Annotated in this window: 15 protein-coding genes; 7 read left to right on the forward strand and 8 right to left on the reverse strand. The window is 62.0% G+C overall.

The window, feature by feature from the left end; genetic code table 11:
• Nucleotides 1–32: 32 nt before the first annotated feature.
• Nucleotides 33–239, forward strand: a complete 207-nt coding sequence (locus tag AC07OO_RS01045) for a hypothetical protein (protein WP_495080197.1) — start codon at nt 33–35, stop codon at nt 237–239.
• An 18-nt stretch (nt 240–257) separates the two neighbouring features.
• Here the strand turns inward: AC07OO_RS01045 and AC07OO_RS01050 are convergent, their stop codons facing one another.
• The gene (locus tag AC07OO_RS01050) at nt 258–818 is read right to left on the reverse strand and encodes a flavodoxin family protein (protein ID WP_495080198.1); all 561 of its coding nucleotides are present in this window, start codon (nt 816–818) and stop codon (nt 258–260) included.
• A 21-nt stretch (nt 819–839) separates the two neighbouring features.
• Nucleotides 840–1541 (reverse strand): pirin family protein, encoded by a 702-nt coding sequence (locus AC07OO_RS01055; protein ID WP_495080199.1) that lies wholly within the window; start codon nt 1539–1541, stop codon nt 840–842.
• Nucleotides 1542–1648: 107 nt separating this feature from the next.
• Here AC07OO_RS01055 and AC07OO_RS01060 point away from each other — a divergent pair, with 107 nt between their 5' ends.
• The 3 genes from AC07OO_RS01060 (at nt 1649) to gluQRS (ending at nt 4699) form a co-directional block, all read left to right on the forward strand.
• Nucleotides 1649–2593 (forward strand): LysR family transcriptional regulator, encoded by a 945-nt coding sequence (locus AC07OO_RS01060; protein ID WP_495080200.1) that lies wholly within the window; start codon nt 1649–1651, stop codon nt 2591–2593.
• Between the two features lie 73 nt (nt 2594–2666).
• Nucleotides 2667–3710 carry an NAD(P)/FAD-dependent oxidoreductase gene (locus tag AC07OO_RS01065; protein ID WP_495080201.1) on the forward strand — a complete coding sequence of 348 codons (1044 nt, stop codon included), beginning with the start codon at nt 2667–2669 and terminating at the stop codon, nt 3708–3710.
• On the forward strand, nt 3707–4699 hold the full coding sequence (gluQRS, locus tag AC07OO_RS01070; protein ID WP_495080202.1) for a tRNA glutamyl-Q(34) synthetase GluQRS: 993 nt from the start codon (nt 3707–3709) through the stop codon (nt 4697–4699). Before AC07OO_RS01065 ends, gluQRS begins: the two co-directional genes overlap by 4 nt.
• Here gluQRS and AC07OO_RS01075 read toward each other — a convergent pair.
• From AC07OO_RS01075 to AC07OO_RS01100, 6 genes are all read right to left on the reverse strand, one after another.
• The gene (locus AC07OO_RS01075) at nt 4660–5823 is read right to left on the reverse strand and encodes an ABC transporter permease (protein ID WP_495080203.1); all 1164 of its coding nucleotides are present in this window, start codon (nt 5821–5823) and stop codon (nt 4660–4662) included. The genes gluQRS and AC07OO_RS01075 overlap by 40 nt on opposite strands.
• Nucleotides 5824–5837: 14 nt before the next feature.
• Nucleotides 5838–6629, reverse strand: coding sequence for an ABC transporter ATP-binding protein (locus AC07OO_RS01080; protein WP_495080204.1), 792 nt, complete (start codon nt 6627–6629; stop codon nt 5838–5840).
• Nucleotides 6626–8140, reverse strand: coding sequence for an alpha/beta fold hydrolase (locus tag AC07OO_RS01085; RefSeq protein ID WP_495080205.1), 1515 nt, complete (start codon nt 8138–8140; stop codon nt 6626–6628). Before AC07OO_RS01085 ends, AC07OO_RS01080 begins: the two co-directional genes overlap by 4 nt.
• A gap of 90 nt (nt 8141–8230) precedes the next feature.
• Nucleotides 8231–9472 (reverse strand): EAL domain-containing response regulator, encoded by a 1242-nt coding sequence (locus tag AC07OO_RS01090; protein WP_495080206.1) that lies wholly within the window; start codon nt 9470–9472, stop codon nt 8231–8233.
• Nucleotides 9469–12456 (reverse strand): MASE4 domain-containing protein, encoded by a 2988-nt coding sequence (locus tag AC07OO_RS01095; RefSeq protein ID WP_495080207.1) that lies wholly within the window; start codon nt 12454–12456, stop codon nt 9469–9471. Before AC07OO_RS01095 ends, AC07OO_RS01090 begins: the two co-directional genes overlap by 4 nt.
• A gap of 191 nt (nt 12457–12647) precedes the next feature.
• Nucleotides 12648–14558, reverse strand: coding sequence for a hypothetical protein (locus AC07OO_RS01100; RefSeq protein WP_495080208.1), 1911 nt, complete (start codon nt 14556–14558; stop codon nt 12648–12650).
• 312 nt (nt 14559–14870) lie between these two features.
• On the opposite strand from AC07OO_RS01100, the gene AC07OO_RS01105 reads away from it, so the two are divergent.
• From AC07OO_RS01105 to AC07OO_RS01115, 3 genes are all read left to right on the forward strand, one after another.
• The gene (locus tag AC07OO_RS01105) at nt 14871–15236 is read left to right on the forward strand and encodes a hypothetical protein (protein ID WP_495080209.1); all 366 of its coding nucleotides are present in this window, start codon (nt 14871–14873) and stop codon (nt 15234–15236) included.
• A gap of 118 nt (nt 15237–15354) precedes the next feature.
• Nucleotides 15355–15864 (forward strand): hypothetical protein, encoded by a 510-nt coding sequence (locus AC07OO_RS01110; protein WP_495080210.1) that lies wholly within the window; start codon nt 15355–15357, stop codon nt 15862–15864.
• A 163-nt stretch (nt 15865–16027) separates the two neighbouring features.
• Nucleotides 16028–17002 carry a hypothetical protein gene (locus AC07OO_RS01115; RefSeq protein ID WP_495080211.1) on the forward strand — a complete coding sequence of 325 codons (975 nt, stop codon included), beginning with the start codon at nt 16028–16030 and terminating at the stop codon, nt 17000–17002.
• The last annotated feature ends 167 nt before the right edge of the window (nt 17003–17169 follow it).

Below are 17169 nucleotides of genomic sequence, written 5' to 3' on the forward strand. Positions count from 1 at the left end.
ACCTATTGTTCGGGCACAGCCAGGAGCAGACCATGCCAACCCCAATGCCCACCCAATACGAGCTACGCTTTCAGTCTCTGTTCCACAGCGGACGCGCCTTTTCATTCCCCTGCGACAGCGAAGGGCATGTCAACCTGGACGACCTGGGCGACACAGCTCGGGAAAGCTACCTCTACGCCCGCGCCGTGGTCGGCCGCGAATTGGCCGCGCCAGCCGTGCTACCCAGTACGCTGCACTGAGCGGCAACGGCCGATCAGTCAGGCTGTCGCGCCCCAACGTGTAGCCAAAGCTGCAATCCGCGCACCAAACAAGCGGCCGGTTTCCAGGTCACCGGCATTCATTTCGGCGCCGCTGGCATCACCCGGCGTCTGCGCCATAGGCCCGGCGCTGGAGGCCAAATAGTTCACATCACTGCGCTGCGAGGCCTTGGTGTTGTTGTAGTTCAAGCCCGTTCCAGCCCACAAGCCGCCATGCTGCATGGCCAGCGTCATGAAATAGTGCAGTGTGGAATGCTTGTCGCCATTGACATTGGAACTCGCGGTAAAGCCGCCAAAGATCTTGTCCTTCCAGCTCTGCCGATACCAGGGCTTGCTACTGGCATCGGCAAATTTTTTGAACTGCCAGCTCACACTGCCCATGTAGGTGGGAGAGCCAAAAATGATGGCGTCCGCCGTGGCCAACGTCTCCCATGCGCCGTCTGGCAAATTACCGTCCGCATCAATCGCGATCAACTCCGCATCGGCCCCCTGCGCCACCGATTGCGCCAGGCGCTGGGTGTGGCCATAGCCCGAATGAAAAACCACCACTACTTTTGCCATTGGAATTACTCCTGAAAAGCACTAAGCCTGCAAATCAAAGAACAGAACCTCAGCATCCTTGGCCTGGTCCAGACGCACTTGCGCTTCGCTTTCCAGCAGCGCCGCGTCACCGCCCGAGAGCGCAACGCCATTGACCGACACAGCGCCCCGCACCACGTGCACATAGGCCTTGCGCGCAGGGTCCAGGTCCAGGCTGGCGGCCTGCGCACCATCGAACAGGCCGCTGTACAGCCGCGCATCGGCATGGATCAGCACCGAGCCCTCGGCTGCGTCGGGCGAGGCCACCAGGCGCAGCACGCCTTGCTTTTCGGCATCGCTGAATGCCTTTTGCTCGTAGCTGGGTGCGATGCCCGTCACATTGGGTTCGATCCAGATTTGCAGGAAATGCGTGGTGTCGTTGGGCGCATGGTTGAATTCACTGTGCTGCACACCACGCCCTGCACTCATGCGCTGCACATCACCCGGCGGAATGCCCTTGATATTGCCCATGCTGTCCTTGTGCGCCAGGTTGCCGGCCAGCACGTAGCTGATGATTTCCATGTCGCGGTGGCCATGCGTGCCAAAGCCCGTGCCGGGTGCAATACGGTCTTCATTGATGACGCGCAGATTGCCCCAACCCATGTGCTCGGGGTCGTAATAGCCAGCGAATGAAAAGCTATGAAAAGACTTGAGCCAGCCATGGTCGGCGTAGCCGCGGTCAGAAGATTTGCGTACGGTCAACATCGTGTATACCCCTTTCAATGCTTCGAATTTTGCGGCGGACACGCGCTGTTTCCATGCACCTTGATTGATGGCATCATTCAAATAAATTCAATTTATAAAAGCCCACCATGCAAACTGCTCGCGATGTCCTGACGCCAGACGCCTTGGCCATGCTGCAGGCCATTGAGGAGGCAGGCAGCTTCGCTGCAGCCGCCCGCGCCATGGGCATGGTGCCCAGCGCCCTGACCTACCGGGTGCGCCAGATCGAGGATGCGCTGGATGTGCTCCTGTACGACCGCAGCTCGCGCCAGGCCAAGCTGACCCGCGCCGGCGCCGAGCTGCTGCGCGAGGGCGCACGCCTGTTGCAAGACATCGATGCGGTGGCCAATCGGGTCAAGCGCGTAGCCACGGGGTGGGAGTCTCAATTGACCATCGCCGTGGACACCGTGATCTCCAAGGCCACCGTGATGGAGCTATGCGAAAGCTTCTTCAGCCTGAATCCGCCCACCCGCATCAAGCTGCGCGACGAAGCATTGACCGGCACGCTGGAAGCTTTGACCTCGGGCCAGGCCGATCTGGCCTTGGGCGTGGCCTTGGACGCCGCCAATATTGCCGGCATACAAGGCAAGTCCATGGGCAGCATGGAGTTTGTGTATGTGGTGGCTCCCCACCACCCTCTGGCCGAGGCACCAGAGCCTTTGAGCGACGCATTGATCCAGCAGCACCGCGCGGTGGCCGTGGCCGACTCCCTGCAGCGCGGCGCGGGTGCCACCTTCGGCCTGCTCAGCGGGCAGGATGTGTTCACCGTAGGGACCATGCATGCCAAGCTGGATGCGCAGCTGCGCGGCCTGGGTGGCGGCTATCTGCCGCACTGCATGGCGGGCCCGTATATCGAAACTGGCCGCTTGATCATCAAGAAGACCGAGCGTCCACAGCGCCAGGTGCCACTGAGTTTTGCATGGCGTGGTGCCACCACATCCACACAAGGCCGCGCGCTGCAGTGGTGGCTGCAGCAACTGGAAAGCCCGATGACACGCGCCGCACTGCTGGAGCAGCATCGTGGAAATTCCTGACCGCAGATCCCGAACCTCCGAAACCACCGTATAAACTGGCACAACAAACCAACAACTCTTGGAGACAACCCCCATGACCGCTTCCAGACACATTGCCATCGTTGGCGCCGGTATGGCCGCAGTCACTTGCGCGCGCACCCTGGTGCAAGCCGGCCATAGAGTCACCGTGTTTGAGAAGAGCCACACCGTAGGCGGCCGCATGGCCACCCGCAACAGTGCCTTTGGAACCTTTGATACCGGCGCGCAGTACTTCACGGTGCGCGACCCGCGCTTCATGCTGGCGCTGCAAACCACACCCGCCGTCAGCAAGCGCTGGAGCGCCAACACCGTCCAAGTGCTCGACGCCCATGGCCGTGTGGCCGCGGCCGGCTTGCCCGCACGCGAGGCCCATTGGGTACCCAGCCCCGGCATGAATACCCTGGTGCGCCGCTGGGCCCAACCCTTGGTGACCGCCCAGAGCCTGGAACTCAACACCCAGGTCACACAGATAGAGCACGACACGCTGAACAAAGCACAGTGGCAGTTGCGTACCACCGGAGCCGGCGACAGCACACATGTCTACGGCGGCTTTGATGCCGTGGTGCTGGCCATACCCTCCACGCAGGCCAAGACCCTGCTGGACACCGCGCCCAAGGCCGCCAATCTAGCGAAAAAGATCAGCAGGGTCACTGTGCACCCGTGCTGGACGCTGATGCTGGCCTTTCCCCAAGCCATGCAGCCGGGCCTGTCGGCACTGGGTCCACAGTGGAATGCAGCGCGCAGCACCCACCACCGCATCGCGTGGATGGCACGCGAGTCCAGCAAGCCCGGCCGCGGTGCCGTGGAGCGTTGGACCGTGCAGGCCAGTGCCGCCTGGTCGCAGGAACATCTGCACGACGACGCCAAGCGCGTACAGGCCAAGCTGACCAAGGCCTTTGCCGAAATCACTGGCATACGCGCCCAAGCAGCCCATGCCGACACCAAGCGCTGGCTCTATGCCAAAACCGACCAACCGCTGGGCCAGTCTCACCTGTGGGATGCCAAGGCCGGTATTGGCGTATGTGGTGATTGGTGCCTGGGACACCGTGTCGAAGACGCCTTCGTTTCGGGGCTGGAACTCGCTCTTTCCATCATTTGAGTCCTGCAACGATTTACCGAGGCCGATTCGCACCCTCCCCCACCGGCCCGCTGCATGAGGGCTCGCTGGTGGCGGCGCTGGCCAGTTGGCTGGACGCGCGGGCCCACGGTGGCCAATGGCTGGTGCGCATCGAAGACGTGGATGTGCCACGCACCGTGGCGGGTGCCAGCGAACGCATCCTGCAACAGCTCTCGGACTGCGGACTGGTATCCGACGAAGCCGCGGTCACTCAATCCATACGCTCAGCGCTGTACCAGCAGGCGCTGGACCAACTGATCGCCGCCGGGCAAGCCTACCCCTGCTGCTGCTCACGCAAGGACATAGCAGCCGCCATCCAGGCCCAGGGACACCACCGCGAGCGCCATGGCGAGCTGGTCTACCCAGGCACCTGCAGGCACGGTATGCGCCACCCATCTTCCGCAAGCCCTGCCTGGCGGTTCTTGACCGAGTCGCTTAAGGAAAATGAGTCTCCAGCCCTCGTAAAATCTACACATAACGCTATTAAAATAGTAGCAACCCAGGAAACACACTGGCAAGACAGGCTGTTGGGTGCGCAACACCAAGACGTAGCGCACGAGGTCGGCGACTTTGCGTTGAAGCGCGCCGACGGCTGCTACACCTACCAGCTCGCCGTGGTCGTGGACGATGGCGCGCAAGGCATCACCCACGTCGTGCGCGGCATGGACCTGGCAGACAACACGGCGCGCCAGGTCCTGCTGCAACAGGCACTGGGTCTGCCTACGCCACAGTACCTCCACACGCCCTTGGTGCTGGGCGCCAATGGCGAAAAGCTGTCCAAACAAAACGGCGCTCAGGCGCTGGATACCTCCAGCTCCGCAGCGGCTCTGGCCGCATTGCAGCAAGCCGCCCAGTCGCTAGGGCTATCGCCATACGACTATGCGGACATCCCCCAGGCCCTGGCTAGCTGGACGGCCGCCTGGCGGGATACCTACCGGGCGACCGCTGCGCGCATCGACCGCGCCACATAAAGCAGGCACAACACCGTCATCAGCGCGCCCACCAGCACCCCGGGCAGCACGCGGGCCAGTGTCAAGGCTTCCCCCTTCAACACCAACATCATCAAGGTGTTCTGGGCCAGACCGGGCACCCACAGGTACCAGGGCGCATCGCCCCCGGGATTCAGCATGCTGACCATGGGCGCCAGCCCCACCAGAGTGACCACCAGGGCGCTGCCAGCCTGCGCCTCCTTGAAGGTCTTGGAGCGTATGGCCAGGGCCATTAGCAAAGCTCCCAGGCCGGCCGCCAACGGCAATTGCAGCAGCAGGAAAGCCACTACCTCGGACCAACCGAACTGGAACATGGCTTGCAGGCTGTCACTCTGCAGCAGCCACTGTGCCGGTACAAAGCTGAGGTTGGCCAACAGCGCCACCGCCATACCCAACAAGGCCACCGCGCCCCACTTGCCCAGCACCAGCGCAAAATGCTGAACCGGGTTCATCAACAAAGGCTCCAGCGAACCGCGCTCGCGCTCCCCTGCTGTGCTGTCCAGTGCAGCCGTCAGTGCGCCATACAAAACGGCCATGATGATGAACATGGGAATGATGCCGGTCAGCCGCGCCGCACGGGCCTGGGTGCTGGCCAAGTCGCGCTCCTGCACATCCACCGCCTGCAGCAGGTCGACCGACACGCCGCGCAGGGCCAGGTTCAGCGTGGCCCGCTCGCGGTTGAAGCCCTGCAGCAGGCGCGCCAAGGTGGGCACACCGGCGCCAGCGCGCTGATTGGCACTGTCGCTGACCACCTCTACCGTGGGGCGCTCACCAGCGCGCAGTTCGCTCTCAAAGTCTTTGCCGATCACCATCACCGGCTCCAACAGCGTGGTTGCGCGCAAACGGGTCTCGTAGTCCGCTGGTGCCGCTTTGACGGTGTAGGTCTGGCGCTCCAAAAAATTGCGCAACGTGGGCGCATGCTCTATGCCGACCACCAAGACCTCGCGCTTCTCGGCCCGCTCCTCCAGTGACGAAATCAAGGCCGACAATGCCAGCAGCAGCAAGGGCCCCATCAGCACCGCGGGTACCAGTAAACGCAGCAGCGTGCGGCGGTCGCGCAGAGCGTCGGCCACCTCCTTGGACAACACAATCCAGAAACTTTTCAACAATACCCTGCTGTTCATAATGGCCCTTGATAGGGGTGTGCGGCAAAAGCCAGCTTGACGAAGGCATCTTCAAACTGGGTCTCACCAGCCTGCTCCAGCAACTCTGGCACCGTGCCCTGGGCCACACTGCGGCCCTGCGCGACCACGACCACGTGCTCACACAGCTGCTCCACCTCTTGCATGATGTGGGTCGAAAACACAATGCACTTGCTACCGCCCGCCGGGGAGCGCAAATGGCGCAAAGCCTCGCGCAGCGCGCGTGTAGCCAACACGTCCAGACCATTGGTGGGCTCATCCAGCACGATGTTGGCGGGGTCATGCACCAGGGCGCGGGCCAGCGCCGTCTTCATGCGCTCGCCCTGGCTGAAGCCCTCGGCACGCCGGTCCAGAATCTTGCCCATGTCCAGCAGGCGCGACAGCTCCTCGGCGCGGGCACTGGCGGCGTCGGCCTCCATGCCCTGCAGGCGACCGAAGTAGACGATGTTCTCGCGCGCCGACAGGCGGGGATAGAGCCCATGGGCGTCGCCCAAGATGCCCATGCGCGCCAGGGCCTGGCGCGGCGCCTGGTCCACTGCGATGCCGTCAACCACGATACTGCCTCCATCCGGCTGGAAGAGGCCACCCAGCATGCGCAACGTGGTGGTCTTTCCGGCACCATTGGGGCCTAAGAGGCCCGTGATGCAGCCGCTATCGGCTTGCACCGTGACACTCCGCACGGCGTGCACCGTCTGCTTGGGCGCACGCTTGAAGAGCGAACCACCGCTGCGCGACACAAAGTGTTTGCTGACATTGTGGATATGGATCATGGCTGCTGCCCTCCACGCTCGGACAGCGGTGTCACCGCAGCCGCCCCTCCCCCTTGGGCCGGCACAAACACCGAGGGACGTGGAATCTTGGTGGCGCAACTGGCATCCCGGGGCAATGCGGCGCTGTTGGCTTTGGCATCGATAAAGTGGAACAGCACTTCGGCCATACAGCCTACTGCAGCCACACCGTGGCCCGCCTGCGGCACGACGATGTGCTGCACCAAGGACCTGTCTTGCGCGCCCAGGGCCTGGGCTACACGCTCACCATGGCGCGGCGGCGTGGCGGGGTCGGCACCACCGCTGAGCACCAAGACCGGTGATCGTGTTGCGCCCACGGTGTAAAAACTCTGGGGCACATTACCCCGGGGCCAGCTCTGGCAAGCCTGTGCATAGAAGGCAGCATCGGCACTGCCAAAGTCCGCACCCGGCTTATCCGAGGCGCCCTGCAGGCGGGGCACATCCTCAGCACACACCACCGAGAAGTGCATGCCCAAGGCCACACGCATGCCCTTGCGGGCCCCCACGGAACTGCCGAGACCCAGCAAGCCCTCCCACCGCCCCTGGCTGGCCGCATCGATGGCGGCCGGCAGGGCCGCGGTCAAAGTGGGTACGTAGAGGGGCGCACGCAGGCTGCGCAGCAGCAATTCACGGGTCAGCGTAAAGCGTTCGGGTAGACCGGTGACGGGGTGGGTCACGCTGATGGCCTTGGGCAGGTTTTGCAGCAGGGTCGCCCACTGGGTGCGCAATTGGGGGTACTGTGTCTTGCATTGCGCATCTTGCTCACAGGCCAATACCGTGGCGTCCCAAGCGGACTGGCCATCGGCGGAGAAGCTGGCCGGTAACACCATGTCGGGCGGCGCCACGCCGTCCAGCACGGTACGCCGCACCTGGTCCGGGTACTGGCGCAGGTACTCCAGCGCCGCGCGCGTGCCGTAAGAGGCACCGACCAGATTCCACTGGGGCGCGCCCAATTGCTTGCGCACCGCCTCGAAATCCTGCATGGCGATGGTCGTGGTGTAGAAGCGCAAATCCCCATGCGGCAGGCGGCTGAGCGCCGTGCGGCATTGCTCCAGGCGACGGCTTTGGGCTACCGGGTCCAGCGCCTGCGCCACGGGCAGCTTGCTCTCGTCCTCACACTGCAGCGGAGCCGATTTACCGGTACCGCGCTGGTCGATGAAAACCAGGTCGCGGCGGTAGTTCAGCCGGGCGAATCGGGGCAGCACCGCCGGCGCCACACCGATCGCACTTTGCCCCGGGCCACCGGCCAGCAACAGTACTGGGTCGACTTGCTTGTTGCGGGCCATGGCAGGAACCACCAAGTAATGCACGTCGATCTGTACCCCCTCGGGGTGCTCGGGGTCCAGTGGGCGTTGGATGACGCCGCATTGCAACTCGTTGGGCATGCCCTCTATGCGGCAAGCCTGCAAACCGGCGGATGCGGGCTGCGTCGCGCATGCCGCACCGGACGACACCGTCAGCGCGGCCAAGCCGATACGCAAGAGAGATTGCAAAGAAGGTCTACAGGTAAGTGGCATGTCCAAACTGTTAGGGGTTGCAAAGGCACGCCATTATGTGGCGTGCCCAACGCCCTGCGCAGGCTGTCACTTCAACTCATCAAACAGAGAGGACGTGATGGGATAGTCCACGCCCTGGCGTTCCTTCCAACCCTCGGCCCACCGCAGCAGGTCTTCTGCCGGCATGGGGCGTGCAATGAAATAGCCCTGGGCCAGATCGCACCCGGTTTTTTGCAGAAAATCCCAATCGGCCCGGTCTTCCACACCTTCGGCCACCACCTCCATGCCCAGTTCCTTGGCCAAGCGCAGGCTGGCGAAAAAGATGGCCCGGTTGGTCTCGTTGTTATGCGCGCCATGCACGAAACTTTGATCGATCTTGAGCTCGTCAAAAGGTACGTCACGCAATTGCACCAACGACGAATGGCCCGTGCCGAAATCGTCGATGGACAGCTTGAAGCGGCGCATGCGCAAGCGTGTCAAGATTTCCAGCGGTGCCCGTATGTCCTTCATCAGTTGGCTCTCAGTCACCTCCAGCACAATGGACAGAGGCGGCACATCGGCAGCCAGCGCGTGGGCGGTTACCAACTCGGGAAACTCCAACGCCGTCAAGTTATCCATGGACACGTTGACAGCAACCTTGAGCTTCATGCCCTGGCTGACCCACAGCGCCGTGTCACGCAGGGCCTGACCCAACACCACATCGGTCAGCGCGTTGATCAGGCCATGGGACTCGGCCACGCCGATGAACTGATCGGGGAAAACCATGCCGTCTTGCGGATGGCGCCAACGCACCAATGTTTCCACACCGACCAATTGGCCACTGGCCACCGCGACCTTGGGCTGGTAGTAATTGACCAACTCGCCCTGGCGTATGGCCTGGTCCAGGCGTTCCGGGCCATAGCCTTTGTTGGGTGCACGCAAGGCCGCCTGGGCTCTGGGCACCCAATTTGCCAGCAGCTTGGACAGCATCTGGGGCGACACCGGCTTGTGCAGGCTGCCCAGCACCTGAATGTGATGCGCTTGCACCAGTTTCTGCGCGGATTGCAGTGTGCGCTCGTCTTCCCCGCTGACCAGAATCAAACTGCCGACATAGCCATGCTCCACCAGCTTGCGTATGAACTCCACGCCGTCCATACCGGGCATGTTCAGGTCGCACAAAATCAGTTGCGGTACATGGGCCGCATCGTCCACCAGATTCAGCGCGGTTTGGCCGTTGTCGCAGGTGACCACTTGGGAGAATCCCAGGTTGGCCAACAGATGCGCCAACAGCTTGAGCATGAATGGCTCGTCGTCCAATACGAGAACGGGGATGTCCGAGGGGCCAATCATGGATGTTGTCCTTCGTTATTGGTTTCGGGTAATAGCACCGCCAAATGGCCGTCGACGGTCGCCATCTCCAACTTGAAATGTTCAAAAGCCAGCGCCAGCGCATCCAACTGACCGGCTGATCCAGCCTGTTCCATGTCGGCACACAAGTCGCCCAATGCTATCGCCCCCACCGAGCGGGCTGCCGATTTGAGCTTGTGCACTTCGGCCACCGTCTTGGCGGCGTTGCCCGCACGGTAGGCCAACTCCACCTCGCGCGCAATGCGCGTGGCACTGGAGCGAAAGGCCTGCAGAAACTCCACGATGAACTGCGGATCATCCCCTACCAAGCTGCGCAACACCTGGAGGTCAATCGGCAATGGTGCTTTCCAGGCCGGGGCGGGCGTGTTGTCGGCGACTTGGGGGACATTGCTTGCCTGCGTCTTGGGCAACCACTTGTTCATCAGCGCCTGCAGATCGGCCAGCGGCGTGGGCTTGCACATGAAATCGTTCATGCCCACGGTCTTGCAGTGCTCGGCCTCGCTCTTCAAGGCATTGGCCGTCAGCGCCAGTATGGGTATCGGTGGACTCACCGGTTCTCCTGCACGCTGCTGCGCAATGGCGCGTTCGCTCTCCTCAGCCCGTATGGTTGTCGCCAAGGTGTAGCCGTCCATGCCGGGCATGTGCAGGTCGGTCGCTATCAGCGCATAGTCGCCGCTGCGCCAGCGTACCAGGGCTTGCAGGCCGTCACCGGCCAGATCTGCGGTCAGCCCGAGCAGGGCGAATTGCTGCATGATGACGCGCTGGTTGATGTCGTTGTCTTCCACGACCAGGATCAGGCGGCCCTGGCGGCGTGCCTCGTCGCGCGACAGCGCAACCGGTAGCGGCGGGGAGCGCATTGGCGCGGCGTCCTCTTGCTGATCGTCCTGGTACTGCAGGCGTCCTGCAGCTATGGCCACCGCCCGCAGCAGCGCGCTGCGGGTCAGCACATTGCCGTCTATCGACACCCGGTCGGCATCAAACTGCTGTGGGTAGCGGTGGGGGCCATGGCCTATGACAACGAAGCGGGTATCCAGGCCGGGGTTGGAACGTGCAATCGCCCGCAGGCTGTCCACCGACGTAGGGGCGTCCGCCTCGGTGTTGACTATCCAGATCCACAGCCCAGCAGGCAGCGCGGGTGCCAGTTGCATGGCCGCCGCCAGATCGGCAACCAAACGGGTCTGCGCGCCCGCATTGGCCAGGTAGGCCGCCAGATCGCTAGACTGGATGGCACCATGGCCCACGACCAGGCAGGACAGCCCAGACACCGTGCTCTCGGGTTGCAAGCCCTCTTCCGGCTGAGCGGCCACGCCAAAGGGCAGGCGCAGCGTGAAAGTAGCCCCCGCCCCCGGAGCGCTGACGACACTGATGGAGCCCCCCATCAGCCGGGCAAGGTTTTGCGAAATCACCAGGCCCAGGCCTGTCCCGCCAAAGCGCCGCGTTGTCGAGACATCGGCCTGACCGAAGGCTCGAAACAACCGGCCTTGGGTGGCGGCATCCATACCGATGCCGTTGTCCACCACCTGGAATTCGACCAAGCTGCGCGCGGCGTCCAGGCTGATCACCTGGGCACGCACCGCAACCCGACCTACCGTGCGGCCGTTGCCCGAGAACTTGATGGCGTTGTTGATCAGGTTGGTCAGCACCTGGCGCAAGCGCAGTGCGTCCCCCAGCACCACATAGGGTATGGCTGGATCGGTGAACAGTGTCAATTCCACGCCCTGCTTTTCGGCCAGCCGGTTGAGCATCGTGCAGACTTTCTCCACGACATCGGATACGGCAATGGGCTCGCTTTCAATCTCCAGCCGGCCCGCTTCTATTTTTGAAAAATTGAGGATGTCGTCGATGATGGTCAGCAGCGAAAAGGCCGATTCGCGTATCAGATCGACCATCGCCACCTGGTGCGTCTTCAGGCTGGACCGTGCCAGGACATCCACCATGCCGATGACACCATTCATGGGCGTGCGGATTTCGTGGCTCATCGCCGCCAGAAAATCGGACTTGGCCTTGGTGGCCGCATCCGCATCGTTGCGCGCCTGCTCCAACTCGGCACTGCGCTGGCGCTCCCGGCCATTGGCGTTGGCCAAGCCCAGGTAGAGGCGGCTGTTTTCCAGCAGCAGTACGACGAGGACAAAGGACGAGGCCAGCAAGCCGTACACGCGCCCGCCGTAAAAACCCAGGTCGAAGCGTTTGCCGTTCAGCACCGACGCCAAGCCGATGTCGAACAGCCAGGCGGTCAGGGTTACCATCAGCCACACATCCAATACGCTGTGGGGGCCTTTGCGCCACAGATAGACCAGAGCCACCAAGGAGACGGCCCAGGTGCACGCAGCCACCAGTTGCTTGCCCGAATCATCCAGGTTGCCCTTCATCAGCACCGGCAAAGCATCATGGCCTGCCGTAGTGAGCAGCACCAGCAAGGCGCTGAGGCCTAACGAGCCCAGTACCGCCCACACGGTTGAGCCGCCCCTCCCATCCGCAGCCCGTTGCGAACTCGGCACACTGCTGGCGGGGCCGTCTTTGCAGTAGGTATAACCCAGCACAAACAAGGGAAACCCTCCGTGCCACAGGAAATACAGCCAAGCCGTAGTCTGCGGCCCCGCACCAATGGCTCCGGTGGGCGCAAACAGCCCCGGAAAACTCAGAACATGGGCCGATGCCATGAAAGCGCAGAACAAATAGCCGCTGCCCAGCACCAAGAGCGCCCGCGAGCGTAAAAAAACGTATTGCCCCAGCAGCAACACGGAGGTGATGAGGTCATTCGTAACTAGCGCCGACTGGTAGATGGGAATAAAAGCCGGCACCTGCGGCAGGCTCACACGGGCGAATGGGGCAATTGCCAAGAAAATCGCAAAGGAGGCGCCCACGGCAATCTGCGCCATATGCCGATGGCGGGCATCGGCTGCCAGCGTAGACAGGAATTCCGAATGGTTTTCGGAAGGAATACCAAATGATTGCGCAATGGCCAACGCAGCCCTCCCCCTCTGCAGAAGATTCAGGCGCCGCCTGGACCTCTAGAGTGGGCCATCACGCACGCCGTGTGAGTTCGACTCTTCAACCAACTGACCGAAATCAGCTTAATACAAGTATTAGCTCGGGGCAAGGGAAATAAATACATGTTCCCAGGCGGACAGAGTCGCTGGGCTTGAGCCGGAAGCGCTCACTGCACGGTAATGCGCAGCATTTCGTATGTGGCGGCCTGCAAGGTCAGTACGCCATCGGGTACGGTGTCAAAGCCGAAGTACACGTCATAGCTGCCACTGGGTAGACGGGCATAGGGCAACTGCGAGATGGAAATGGCACTCATTGCACCGGTGTAGGTTGGAGCGATGCCAGTTTGCCAAGAGTTGGATGCGAGATCGAAGTGGTAATAGCTTCCCCCCGCTGCTGCGACCAACCACCAATCCACCATTTGGCCCGCCTGGGTGCCAGGCTTCATGCTGACTGACAGACGCAACAAATCGTTGGCGGCAGCAGCATAGGTCTGGCGATAACCATTGACCCGTACCTGCGGCGTGGCTGCGGTGGCGGGCGCTGCCAGCGTGACGTCCCACACGATGGGACGCCCCGTGGGCAGTTGCCCACCAGCACCCACGGTGACGGTGCCTGCATACCCGCCGCCTTGGCTTGTACCGGTAAAGGTGCTGGTGACATTGCTGACACTGGCCACCGTGGCCGAGCCGGTCAGGCTGAACGTCCCGTTAGCCGCAATGGTGCCGCTCAAGGGCAGCCAAGTCGCATTGCCATTGACAGTCATGCTGGTTCCGCTGACAGTTACCGAAAGCGTTGGCGGAGGCGCTGGTACACAGCAACTGTGACCCGCAGGGTCATCAGTGCGGGTAACCGTCTCAGTGACGGTGACCGGTGGTGGCACATATTTCTCGCACACCAATTGCCGCATCGTACGGTTGCGGAAGCTGTACTGGCCATTCGCATCTGCCGGCCCCAGGTACTCGAACTTCAGCCCCGCGGGGCCTGCCCCCTGGCTATCCGCATTGGGGTTGGCTGTGTCGGCCTGAATCAGGTCGGACGTGTGCAGGATCCAAGGCTGCCCTTTGTACTTGCCAGCGCCCACAATATCGACAGCATGGGCTCCTGCTGGGGGGCCGGTCCAACTGTAGATCATCTCGCAGTCCTGCCCCTCCTTCAGCGCAGCCAGCATCTGGTCGAAGTTGATGGTGTTGCCCATGGCGGTGGAAGTGGCGGTCACGCCATTGACGGTCACCGAGCCATTCATCCCAGCCCCATCAATGCCGAAGGAACCCCAATGCGTGGTGCTGATGCGCCCCACTAGATTATTCTTGGCCATGTAGGTCAGCTTGGGCGTCAACAAACCAGGCAATCCGTTGCCATGCTGCCTGTCGGTGACCGGCCGGCCCCCCGCTACATCGATCTGGCCCACCAGCGAGTCATCGCCGTTTTGCCCCGGCTTATGGGTATGCGGCAGGGACAAGCCCTGTGTGTCCTTGAGGTACTGCAGGCTATTCGCAATGGACATGGGCACGCATTGGTTCTTCGCCGTTTCGATATTCGGATGGTCCCATTGGATGGTGGAGTCGGTATCGCTGGGATTTGCGAACAAGATGTCTGTGAAGGTGGGCGGCACGACCGGCCCCCCTGCTCCGGCCCCGGCACCCCCTAACAACAGAGACAAGCGATTGACTGCGAATGGGGTTGCCGGTGTCACAGCGAAGCTGCTTACCGCGGTCTCAGCAAACTGCAAGGCCACGGGCAATTGCGTGACCGCGGTGCCCATCACATTGCCCAGGTCAAAGTCTGCATTGATGGAGGAATAAGGATAGGTGCTCTCAGCAAAGATTGGCAGATTTCTCACCACCCAGCCTTTGGCCGTAGCCAGGTTCAGATAACCTGAGGGAATGCCCGTCGCACTGCGAAGCATGTTGAGGTCGACGAACATGACGCCAATAGGCGTGTTCGCACTACTCGAATCATCTGAATAGCTGACCTGTGAAAAAGCGACGCCCTGACCCGGCACCACATCCACCGCCCATGCGGTGGGGCAACATGCCAGAAGACTCAAAAACAGGAAGAGTGTGCGAAGGACTTTCATGCTGACTCCTTGCGTTTGCATGCACAACCAAGGCCCGCACCCATAGCGGGCAGCGGTAGCGACGAACGGCATGCTGCCAAACCGGCAGGGCCAACGCTGGCATGGCGCTGAGTAAAGAGGAAGTTTATGGCGTGGTTTTCAAAAGTCAAAAAGCCGCGCGCACGTAGCACAGACGATTCGGCGCAACGCCGTGTAATTTCCCGTAATCGCCAAGCCCAGGTCCCATGTCCAGAATGGGGCGGTTCCATCAATTTGCGAGGGAACCGAGGACGCCGAAAATCGTTGAAGAGTAGGCATTGCGGAGACCGAAAAATGAAGAATGCAACGCTTGCTGCGCTGGCACTGCTACTAAGTGGCGCGGCCCTGGCCAAACCCAGCTATGACTTCCAACCCGGGTGGGATGACGATGGGAACAATGACCAGAACAACCCCGTGACTGCCCAGCCCTATACCGAAAGCGGCATCAAAACCTTCCTCGAGTCCAAGAAGGACAAGAATGCTGTCGATCTGGGCAGTCAACTACTGGCGGTTTGCGGTGAGGTTCAGGTACGCAAAGGCTGTCACCAAGCCGGTGCTCGCCATGTGACCATCCACGTGGACGCTCGCAAAAAAAGCAACCAGGTCAAAGCCTGTGCGGCAATCAACACGGACAGAGGCGTTCACGTGGACGGATGCTAGCTGGTTCAGCTGGCATCTCAGCGCCTGGCGCGCGTACAGGCTGCGGGGAACCGTATAGCCGCGTCCATAATGGGCGCGGCCATTCATCCACCCACCCCGTTTTTGACTGGAGGACCGTATGAACCCCCACACCACCCGCCTGAGCGCCCGCATCATCGCCACCCTACTGGGCCTGTTCTCCCTGGCTGCCCACGCCGAAGCCAGCAAAGAAACCGTGCACCTCGTCGTCACCGGTGGACCCAATGCGGGCACGTGGGAAGCCTCGTCAGAAAAAGGTGGTTGCTCGGCCGACTTGACTGGCCCTGGCTCCTGGGGAAACCAGCTGTCGCAGCCCAAGGAAAAAGATCCCACCAAGTTCAACAGCCTGCAGTTGATTGTTCCCGACGCCAAAAAGGCGGCCTCGGGCAGCAAGGAGTTCTTCATCCTGTTTCGCTTCGGGCCACTGATCGCCAAGAGCACCGAATACACCATTGAAACGCGACCCGCTGAGGCCAAGAAGAAAGGCAGCGGCACGGTCACTGTGGATGACAAGGGATCCACGGCCAAGGTCAGCTTCAATGTGACCAGCGCCGAAGGCTACAAATTCGAAGGCAGCATCGACTGCCATTCCGTAGCACGCGGCGGCTAGGCGCCAGCACCTTCAAGGCCCTCTGCCTTGCAAAACACTTCCAAGCTGACATACTGGCTTCAGCGCGGCATTCCATCGCCACGATAGACGCTCCGCGCAGATTGGATGTGTTGCTTCCATGGAGCCACGGCTAGCCCCTTTACAGTGCCTCGGTCGGCGGCCTATGCTGCTGGGTCGGTGGCTACGTCTGGGCGCCGCCGCTGGCCTAATCGAGTTCGCAATCATCATGGTGGTGCTGGGACTGAACACCCCGCCCGTCGCAGAATCAGCATTCGACACCAACAGCCACCGCATTGCGGTACCTTCGCCACCGGCTCCGTATCAGCAGGTGATGCCCCCGCCAGAGGTGGCAAAGCCAGCTGGTATTGCGCGCCTCCCTCTGAAGGTAGCTGCCACAGCCCTTCCGTACGAGCGCACAGAGGTCGAAGTGTGCGGCTACGGGACGGTAACGCTGCAGCCGGACAACCCCTACCCCCTGCAAACCATTCCCCAGGCCGTGCGCGAATCCGCACTGGACACTGCAGAAGCGCTGATGCTTGCCAGTGACGACATCCAGGTGCGCGCCGCGGCGTTGTGGATGGGCTTGCCGCGCGGCAAACGCGACGCCCGTGAGCGCATTGAGCACATGGCACGCCTGGCGACAGGCTCGCAAGACCCCGTGGTCTATGCGTTGGCTATCGAGGCTTGCAAAGGCTGGTCAGCAGACGAATCCGGAAGCTGCAGGCTTATAAGCCACGCACAATGGGCGCACCTGGATCCGGACAACGCCGTGCCTTGGTTGGAAGTTGCAGCACAGGCGCGACAAAACCATGAGCCCGACGCCGAAGAGACCGCCTCACGCATGGCCACCCACGCGCGCCACACCAACACGCAGGAGGGTCTATTGCCGACATTGGTGGACCGCGCCCTGGGCACGCGTGCCACGCCACTGCAACGCACCCTGGCGCTGAGCGAGAGCTGGAGCGCCCAGGCGATGTGGGCTTTATCGAGCGCGCAGCACTTGGGTGCGAGTATCACGAAGCCCGCGGAACGGCCGGCCGTTGACTTAGACCTCAGTTGCGCCACCGTAGACCGCATGCAGGACTGGATGCGCCAGCGGCAAAGTGCGGACAGGGTCCAGCTATCGCGCGCGCCCTGAGGTTCCTTGCGGCTGCGATTGCCAACGAAAATTGCCAGCCAAGCTGGCACCCAAAGGTTTGTTGCAATGCAAAGCTCCAACATAATGGGGCTCAACCCAAACTCGAAAAAGGTGGAGGGATGAACCGAGCGCGCCTTGCGTCAATCGTGGGCGGTATTTGCCTGTGC

The organism is Rhodoferax sp. GW821-FHT07G04 (assembly GCF_059418585.1).

Coding starts and splice junctions, on each gene's coding strand:
- AC07OO_RS01055 (WP_495080199.1), bottom strand. CDS start 1,541: ATGTTGACCGTACGCAAATCTTCTGACCGCGGCTACGCCGACCATGGC.
- AC07OO_RS01050 (WP_495080198.1), bottom strand. CDS start 818: ATGGCAAAAGTAGTGGTGGTTTTTCATTCGGGCTATGGCCACACCCAG.
- AC07OO_RS01090 (WP_495080206.1), bottom strand. CDS start 9,472: ATGATTGGCCCCTCGGACATCCCCGTTCTCGTATTGGACGACGAGCCA.
- AC07OO_RS01080 (WP_495080204.1), bottom strand. CDS start 6,629: ATGATCCATATCCACAATGTCAGCAAACACTTTGTGTCGCGCAGCGGT.
- AC07OO_RS01105 (WP_495080209.1), top strand. CDS start 14,871: ATGAAGAATGCAACGCTTGCTGCGCTGGCACTGCTACTAAGTGGCGCG.
- AC07OO_RS01115 (WP_495080211.1), top strand. CDS start 16,028: ATGCTGCTGGGTCGGTGGCTACGTCTGGGCGCCGCCGCTGGCCTAATC.
- AC07OO_RS01110 (WP_495080210.1), top strand. CDS start 15,355: ATGAACCCCCACACCACCCGCCTGAGCGCCCGCATCATCGCCACCCTA.
- AC07OO_RS01065 (WP_495080201.1), top strand. CDS start 2,667: ATGACCGCTTCCAGACACATTGCCATCGTTGGCGCCGGTATGGCCGCA.
- AC07OO_RS01045 (WP_495080197.1), top strand. CDS start 33: ATGCCAACCCCAATGCCCACCCAATACGAGCTACGCTTTCAGTCTCTG.
- AC07OO_RS01060 (WP_495080200.1), top strand. CDS start 1,649: ATGCAAACTGCTCGCGATGTCCTGACGCCAGACGCCTTGGCCATGCTG.
- AC07OO_RS01100 (WP_495080208.1), bottom strand. CDS start 14,558: ATGAAAGTCCTTCGCACACTCTTCCTGTTTTTGAGTCTTCTGGCATGT.